Raw genomic sequence first — 7740 nt, 5'->3', positions numbered from 1 at the left:
AACAGTTCGCGGGCCAGCGGGCTGCCTTGTGCGGGCAGGCTGGCTAGGATGCGGCCCGTGGGGTCGTAGCGGAAGTCCTGGCGGCCGCGCAGGGAGTCGGCACGGGCGATGAGCTGGCCTGCGGCGTCGTAGGCGTAGCCACGCTCCAGCGTTGCGTTGGAGTTGCCGGGCCGGATCACGTGGCCGCTGCCTTGCAGCGCTGCGCGGTGGCGCAGCAGGCGCCCGGCCGGATCCCAGTCGTAGCGGCTGGACAGTGCGCCCTGGCTGCGGCGCACTTCGCGGTGCAGGGCGTCGCGTTCCATGTCGGCAATGACCTGGTGCGCGGCCGGAGGCTGGTCAGGGCCTTGCGCCGGAGCGATGTTGATCTGGTGCAGGTGGCCCGAGCCATAGAACAGCCAGTGCAGGGTGCGGCCATCCGGCATGCGGGTGTGGATGCGGTTGCCCAGTTCGTCATAGCCGTGCGAGAGGCTGCGCTGCAGTTTCTGGCGGGCCTGGCCTGTGGCATTGCCGAGAGCCTGCAGGGTCTGGGTCTCGCTGAGCAACTGGCCCAAGGGGTCATAGGCAAAGGCCAGGTGGGAGGCGGCGTTGCTGGCCTGGGTCAGGCGGCCCAGGGCGTCGTAGCGGTAGGTGGTTTCTTCCACGGGGCCGGTGTGGCCCAGGGCGCGCTTGGCCAGCAGACGGCCCAGGGCATCGCGCTCGAAGCAGGTGACCTTGCCGGGCCCGGCGTCGCTGCCGCCGGCCTCGATGACGTGGGTCAGTTCACCGGCGGCGTTGTAGATGTAGCGCTGCCAGCGGCCGTCGAAGCCGACTTCGTCGGTGAGCTGGTCGCGCAGGTCGTAGCGGAAGTGGGTGCGGGCGTGGTTCTCGTTGTCCAGGGCAATAAGGCGGCCGGCGCGGTCGTAGTGGTAGGCGAGGCTGCGGCCTGCGGCGTCAATCCTGGTGAGCGGGCGGCCCATGCCGTCGTAGGTGTAGCGGGTGCTCTGGCCCATGGGGTCGGTGTAGGCCAGCAGGTGGCCTTCGCCGTTCCAGACGTAGAGGTGGGTGGGGCTGGCGGGCTGGCTGCTGGGGCCTGCGGGGCTGGATGGCTCGATGACACGTATCAGCTGGCCCGCATCGTTGTATTCGTAGCGGGTCTGCTGGCCCAGCGCATCGGTGCGTAGCACGGGCTGGCCCAGGGCGTCGTAGGCGAAGCGCGTGGTCTGGCCCGAGCAGTCGGTGTAGGCCACAAGGCGGTCGGCCTCATCCCAGGCCAGGCGCTTGAAGCCTCCCTTGGCGTCAATGACTTCCACGGTGCGGCCCCGGGCGTCATGGCGGTAGCGCGTGGTGCGGCCCAAGGGGTCGGTGGCCTGCACAAGGTGGCCCCGGCTGTCGTATTCCTGTTGCCATTCGTGGCCGAGGGCGTCGCGCAGCGTGGTGACCAGGTCCAGCGGGTTGTATTCCAGTGTGGTGGCATGGCCCATGGCGTCGATGATCTGGACCAGGTTGCCGCGTGCATCGCGGCGCAGGGTGGTGCGGCGGCCCAGGGGGTCTATGCGGCCTGTGGAGGCGCCGGTGGCATCGGTGGGGGTCTGCTCGATGATCTGTTCGGGCGTGCCTTCCGCGATGACGGTGGCGATGATGTTGAAGCGCGCATCCCAGTGGTAGGCGGTGGTGCGGCCCAGGCCGTCGGTGTGGCGCGTTACACGCTCATGGGGCAGGTAGGTGAAGCGGTCGTCGTCCTGGCCGGGCACCGGCGTGTCGGCGCACCAGGAGCGCAGCACGCGGCCCTGGGGTCCTTCGATGTCGTACTGGGCGAAGTAGCGATGCCCGCTGGATTTGCGGTAGCCCACCAGCACGCCGGAGCGCCAGGCGTATTGGCGGTAGGGCTGGCTGCCGTGGTGCGTGGAGATGAGCTGGCCCTGGGCGTCGTAGGCGTACTGGGCCAGGGTCTGCGGGGCGTGCTCCGGGGCATGCAGGACCACGGCAGTCAGGCGGGCGCCGGCAAAGGCGTCCAGCGGCAGTGTGCCTGGCGCGCTCCAGTGCAGGTGCAGGCGGCGGCCTGCGGTGTCGCTCAGGCCGGCGAGCAGGGGGCGGGCAAAGGGTGCGTGTGGCTTGCCCTGTGTGGCGGGGGCAGCACCCTGGCCTGCGGCGTAGCGTGCACTCCAGGTCTGCGTTGTGGCGGGTTCGTCCGAGCCCAGGGCGTATTTCCAATGCAATTGCACGGTGTTGCCGTCGCGGTCCTGGAGCGCGGCCAGCGGCAGGCGCCATTGCTCGGGTGCTTCGCGGCGGAAGAGGCGGGACAGGCCTTCCTTGTAGGTGATGGCCCAGAGGTCGGGTTCGGGGTGGCTGAGCGTGAACTTTTCATAGATGTCGAAATGCTCGGCTCCCACGGCCAGGGAGGGCAATGTGACGTACAGGCCTGTGTCGTCTGCCAGTACGCAGCCATCGGCCGACAGGCGCAGTTCCTGCGTGAATTCATGGCTCCAGCCCCGGCCCCAGGGACTTTCTTCGGCAAGGCCCGAGATGTAGCGGCGCCGCCAGACGATGGGTATGGGGCCTGCGAGGGTGAAATCGGTTTCGTCCAGGTGCTTCTGCCCGGTGGAAAGAATCACGGGAAAACGCGTGGCGCACTGCGAGCAGGGGCCCTTGCCATCGGGCTTCTTGGTGTCGCTGTGTTCGGTGGTGGGGTGCTGATCGCTGTTGCCCTGGCTTTTGGTTTTGCGCTTGAATTTACCTGCCAGTGCCAACAGCAAGGCCATGCCGCTGCCCATGAGCCACAGCGCCAGTTGCATGCGGGCATGTTCCATTTGGGCAGGTGTCATCTCCGTGCCCCAGTTGGCCGTGATGTTGCGGATTTCCTCGGCCGCTTGTATTGCCGCCTGGCCGGTGCCCACGGCGCGGTCCACCATGACGGCGCCCCCTACGGCCTGACCCAGGACAGGGACGCCTTGCACGGCAGTGGCTCCGATGGAGACGGCCAGGCCCATGTAGGTTTCTGGGTCCTTGAGCATTGCCAGCAATTCCTCGGCCTGGGCCTGACCGGCCGCGCTGAAATGCCGCAATTCCATGCCGGTCAGCACGTTTTTGCCGTTCTCGATCATCTTGGCGGTTTCAGGCGCCAGTTTGATCAGGATGGCATTGGTCAGCGTGGTGACGCCGTTGACCACCATTTCGCCCGCTTCATGGACGACGGACTTGACATAGGTGACGTGCTGGTTGACGTGGTCCTTGACCTTGGTGAACAGGCCCACGATGACACTGACGGGATCGTGCTTGCCGGTATCCATGGCGCCGTAGCGGTTGGCCATGTCGGTGCCGTATTCCTTGACGGTGCCCAGCGGGACCTTGATGGCGCGGCTGTTGTTGGAGTGCCAGGCCACGCCGGGGTCGCCCTTGGGCTTGAGGTGGACCGGGGTGGCCGGGTCGAAGGTCCAGGCGTTGGCGGTCTGGGTGATGGCGCCATCGCCGCCGCTGAAGATGTGCGTGCCCATGGTGTTCAGGACTCCTTGCTTTGCAGAAAACGGGCCGAGTAGGTCTGCGTTGCCGCGCCGTTGCCGCTGTTGAGAGGGTGTGCTTTGCCCGTGGGCCCGGTACGGAGGGTGCGAATGGTGCGTTCCAGCGCCACGGCGGCCACTTCCTCGCCTTCATCCAGCACCCAGCTGAGGATGGAGTTGGGCGGGCGCGCATCGTGGCGAAGGCGCTGGGCGGCCAGGGCCCAGTGCAAGGGGCCGGTGGCGGCGCCGACCTGGCCGGTCATGGCTGCAGGCTCCCAGGTATCTGGCTGGAAGCTGCCGTCCAGCCGAGCCCGTGCCATGACCTGGATGGCCGCGCGCCAGTCCGATCCGTCGAAATCGGAAACGGCGCAGCCCACGTGTTCCTCCTTCCAGCCCGCGCCGTCGAGGGCGCCGCGCAGCACCTCGGCCAAAGGCGCTGCATCGGCCCGCTGGTGTGGCAGGCGATGGGGGCCGGCGCCGCGTGCCAGGGAGGGGACATGCAGCACCAGATGGCGGTCATCCCGGTAGGTCGTGTCTGGCGCGGCCTGCAGCAGCAGGGCGGCAGCCGCCTCTCCGGCAATGCAGCCCTGTGGGCGGCTGTCGGTCAACAGGCCTGCCTGGGCATGGGCTTGCACCAGGGTGGCTTCGTCCAGCAGGCTGTCTACCGCCAGCAGCAAGGCATGGTCATCGGCTGCGGTGGGCCGGCCCAGGGTCTGCAGGGCGTCATAGCCGGCGCCATGTCCTCCGAAGACGGGGGTCAGGGGAATGCTGATCAGGGGGGCCGACGCTTTGGGGCCTGCCCAGCGTTCCAGCGCGGCAAGTGTCTGGCGCCACAGTGCAGCGGCCTCGTCACCGGACACGCGCATGGGCAATGCCAGCACGATGCGGCGTGGCAGTGCGACCGGGGCGTCGGCGGGCCGGCTTTGCACGTCCGCAATGAGGTCGGCCAGTGCCGCGCCCAGCAGCTTGGCCAGGCGTGCCGTCTGCTGCTCGCCTTCGGTGATCTCAGGACAGGGGGCGATGGTGACGGGATGGGGGCTGACGGCTGCAACGACGAGTTTGCGCATGCGCTTTTGCATGCCGACCCATGAGGCGGCCGACTGCCAGGCGCTGGTGCCGATGCAGGTGACTGCCCCGGCATGCTGGATGCGCCACAGGCAGGGGGATGAGGGTGGTGTGTTCGAGGAGGCCATGCGGGAACTCATTGCGGGGCGGCGGGGACCGTGGGGGCGTTTTCATGGGCCCAGAGATGGACCACGGCGATGCGTTCCTGCGCGGCAAGGGGCAGCAGGGCGCGCCAGACCAGCGAGGCATCGGCTTGCTCCGTGTCCACGGCCAGCGTGTCCCAACGCAGCTCCTGGGGCAGCAAAAGCGTGCCGCCCGCAGTCTCAGCCTGTGCCACAAGGGCCACCCGTGGCCAGACGAAACGCATCAGCGGCTCGGTGCCCATGTGGTGCAGTGCCAGTACGTCTCCGGGCCGCGGCGACTCGGCCAGCTGCAGCGATTGCGGTGCGGCGTTGCGGTGGCGTGGATCATGGTCCAGGGGCAACAGCGGTGCGCGGCTCTGGCGCCAGGCGTCGTCGAAGCTGCCCTGCAGCGCGCGGCGCGGCTGGTGGTGGGCAGGCACCAAGCCCAGGCCAAGGGCCTGTTCCGCCACGGTGTCATCCCAGTACCTGAGCGGTTTGTCCAGCGCCTGCATCCATGGCAGGGGCGCCGAGGCGGCCTGCGCCGCCGTGCCGTAGAAACCCATGCCGTCCGGGTTGTGCTCGTCCACCAGGCTGTTGCCCCTGGCGTCCAGCGTTTGTCCTCCAAAGGCAAACGGCCGCAGCAGCGGGATGCGCAATGACGGCCCCAGCTCACTGGCCTTCAACTGGCCAAAGTCCTTGATCCATATCCGTGGGCTGAATGCCCTCAGTGCGGCCAGGCGGTGCTGGCGGCCCTGGCGCTCATAGTCCACGGCGACGTCGATGCTGGAGGCCGGGCGCCCGTTCGGCGATACGGCGCAGGCGTCGAGCAGCAGGTCGAACCAGGGTTTGGGAGGCACATGCTCCGGTTCGCAGATCGGCCAGGGTTGCTGTGCACGCGGCTGAAGCACCTGGGCCTGGAACTCGTCCCTGGCAAGACTGCCCAGGGGGCGCAGCAGGCCGGCGCGGTGGATGGGGCGCTGGCGCTCGGCCGGCCGCAGCCTGGGCAGGTTCGTGGCGCCGGCGGCCAGCTCCCAGGTTCCCTTGGCGACGAGGGCCAGCGAGTGCACGCCCTGCGCGTCCGTATGGGGAAAGGCCTGGGCAGCGAACGGGGTGTTGTTGAGGATGCTGCAGTTCATTGCGCCGTCCCGTCGTCTTCCAGGCTGCTGATGAGCTGGATCGTCTCTACGGCAGTCATCTGCCGCCGGGCATGGTCTTCGTGGGACAACGGGAACGGCCGGCCGGTGCGGGCCGCATGCTCCACATACAGCCAGCGGCGCAGGCCGTGGCCTACGTCAAAGGCTTCCTCGAGCGGCAGCACGGTGTGCAGTGGCCGACCCGCACGCAGGCGGATGCCGTCCAGCGGCCAGAGAAGCTCCTTGAGCGCGGGATCTGTCCAATCGCCGATCTGCCCGGGCTCCAGCGCCTGGCAACCATTGGCGGCAAAGACCTCGCAGGCCAGGGTGCGCAGCGCGGCGGTGCGGGCGGGAGCCTGCCCGTGTGTATGGGTGAGCTCGCCTGGCACTTTGCCAAACACCAGCCGCAGCAGATCGCGCTCTGCGGCTGTGACCGGCCTGTCCTGTTGCTCGATGAAGCGCAGTGTCGGCAGCAGGCCTTGAAGACGGCCGGCAAGGGCCACCGTGCGCAGTACGGTGTCGGGGGGCAGACGCAGGCCCTGGGTGACGGCCGAAAGCGCCTGCTCAGGCTGGCGCGCGGTCCACAGCGCCATGGCGGTGTCCGTTGCCGAGGCCCAGAGTCCTGGGTGGGATTCCTCCGTGGGGCCATCGTTGGCGGTGAGTCGCTCGATGTAGCGCGCAAGCTCCCGCTGCAGCAGGCTCCCACCGGCTACGCACAGGATCTCCAGCGCACGGCGCTGCAGCGCCAAGTCATGGCTTTGCAGTACGGCGGCCAGCCGGGGCGCGGCCTGATCGGGCAACTGGCCCATGCGGGCGCAGGCCAGCAGGCAGGCTTCAGTGTCCGCACCCCGCCTGGCCGCTGCGTGTACCGCGTCAAGGTGGCTTGGCAGGGCCAGCAGGCCGGCCAGCTCCACGCCCAGGGCCTGCAGGCGGTCGTCGCCCGATGCCAGCAGGTGGACGCAGGTGTCTTCAGCGGCGTGGAACCACAGGCCATCGCGCACGGCAACGGGATGCTCCGGGAGCAATTGCGCAATCAAGGCAAGCCGTGCTGCGGCATCGGCCTCATGCGCTTCTGAAAGGGCGATGCGGACATGCGCCGAGCCTGCCCGGTCAACCGGCAGTGCCTGTGCGTGGGACGCGGCAGCTTCTTCCTGGGCCACTGTGCCGCCGTAGTAGCGGCATGCCGCCATCAGCATGTCCAGCCGCTGGTCGGTGGCCTTCAATGCCCTGAGTGTGTGTTCGGTCCGCAGCAATGCGGCGCGGCGGCCATAGGCACGGATGGCTGTCGCCAACTGGCGTGACAGCATTGCGGGCAGCGGCGGAGCGGCAGGAGCGCGGAAAAGGGGAGTTGACGTGTTCATTCGGTCGAAGCGAAGGGAAGGGCTTGCGGCGCATGCCGCGTTCGCAGGGGCGTTGCCTTCGGCGGCCTGGTCAGTTGAGTTCGATGGAGCCACCTTCGAGACGGTGGGTTTCGACGGCGGCAGCCGTGATGGTCTGGCCCCGGATCTGTACTTGCCCATCACGGGTGAACTGCAGTCGCGTGTCGGCGCAATGGATGAGCACGCTTTGCACGGCTTGCAGCTCCAGGCTGGCCACGCGCAGGCTCAGGGCACCGCTGGCGCGGTCGAATTCCCAGGGCGGGCAGGCCGGTGCCTGCGCTGCGGGCCAGGCGGCGACGATCAAGGGGGCAAGGTCGTGCTGCCCCTCCTTGGGACTGGGCATTGCGACCAGTACGTGCTGTCCGCTCACCAGTCTGGGCAGGTGGGTGGACGCGACCGCCTGCCACTGCTGGCCAAGGCACTCGATGGTGATGCTTCCATCGTCTTGCTGGGGTTGCAGAACCTGTGCGGGCTGCAGGCCAGATGCCGTGGGGATGGCCTGTGCCTGGGCCGGGCGTTGGAGTGCGGTCATGGGTGTGCTCCTTGAAGACTGGGGTGCTGTTGGGTG

At 68.4% G+C, this 7740-nt stretch carries 5 protein-coding genes; all 5 read right to left on the bottom strand.

The features are described from left to right. The coding region (locus GRX31_RS13290; protein WP_160853114.1) for a DUF6531 domain-containing protein at nt 1-3470 on the bottom strand (3470 nt) is incomplete at its 3' end. Between the two features lie 5 nt (nt 3471-3475). After that, complete coding sequence (locus GRX31_RS13285) at nt 3476-4666, bottom strand: hypothetical protein (RefSeq protein ID WP_160853112.1); 1191 nt, start codon at nt 4664-4666, stop codon at nt 3476-3478. Between the two features lie 8 nt (nt 4667-4674). Continuing rightward, entirely contained in the window at nt 4675-5796 is a 1122-nt protein-coding gene (locus tag GRX31_RS13280) for a DUF2169 family type VI secretion system accessory protein (protein ID WP_160853110.1), read from the bottom strand. Further along, on the bottom strand, nt 5793-7154 hold the full coding sequence (locus GRX31_RS13275) for a hypothetical protein (RefSeq protein ID WP_237426675.1): 1362 nt from the start codon (nt 7152-7154) through the stop codon (nt 5793-5795). The genes GRX31_RS13280 and GRX31_RS13275 overlap by 4 nt, the downstream gene beginning before the upstream one ends. Before the next feature lie 70 nt (nt 7155-7224). Further along, the gene (locus GRX31_RS13270) at nt 7225-7704 is read right to left on the bottom strand and encodes a hypothetical protein (RefSeq protein WP_160853108.1); all 480 of its coding nucleotides are present in this window, start codon (nt 7702-7704) and stop codon (nt 7225-7227) included. Nucleotides 7705-7740 lie beyond the last annotated feature (36 nt).

Source organism: Delftia sp. CH05, assembly GCF_009827015.1.
In the GTDB taxonomy this organism is placed as follows: Bacteria; Pseudomonadota; Gammaproteobacteria; order Burkholderiales; family Burkholderiaceae_C; genus Comamonas; species Comamonas tsuruhatensis.
This window is presented reverse-complemented; position numbering and strand designations above follow the sequence as displayed.

Bases quoted from the DNA above. Each gene is read 5' to 3' on its own strand.
- GRX31_RS13285 (WP_160853112.1), bottom strand. From the start codon at position 4,666: ATGGCCTCCTCGAACACACCACCCTCATCCCCCTGCCTGTGGCGCATC.
- GRX31_RS13280 (WP_160853110.1), bottom strand. From the start codon at position 5,796: ATGAACTGCAGCATCCTCAACAACACCCCGTTCGCTGCCCAGGCCTTT.
- GRX31_RS13275 (WP_237426675.1), bottom strand. From the start codon at position 7,154: ATGAACACGTCAACTCCCCTTTTCCGCGCTCCTGCCGCTCCGCCGCTG.
- GRX31_RS13270 (WP_160853108.1), bottom strand. From the start codon at position 7,704: ATGACCGCACTCCAACGCCCGGCCCAGGCACAGGCCATCCCCACGGCA.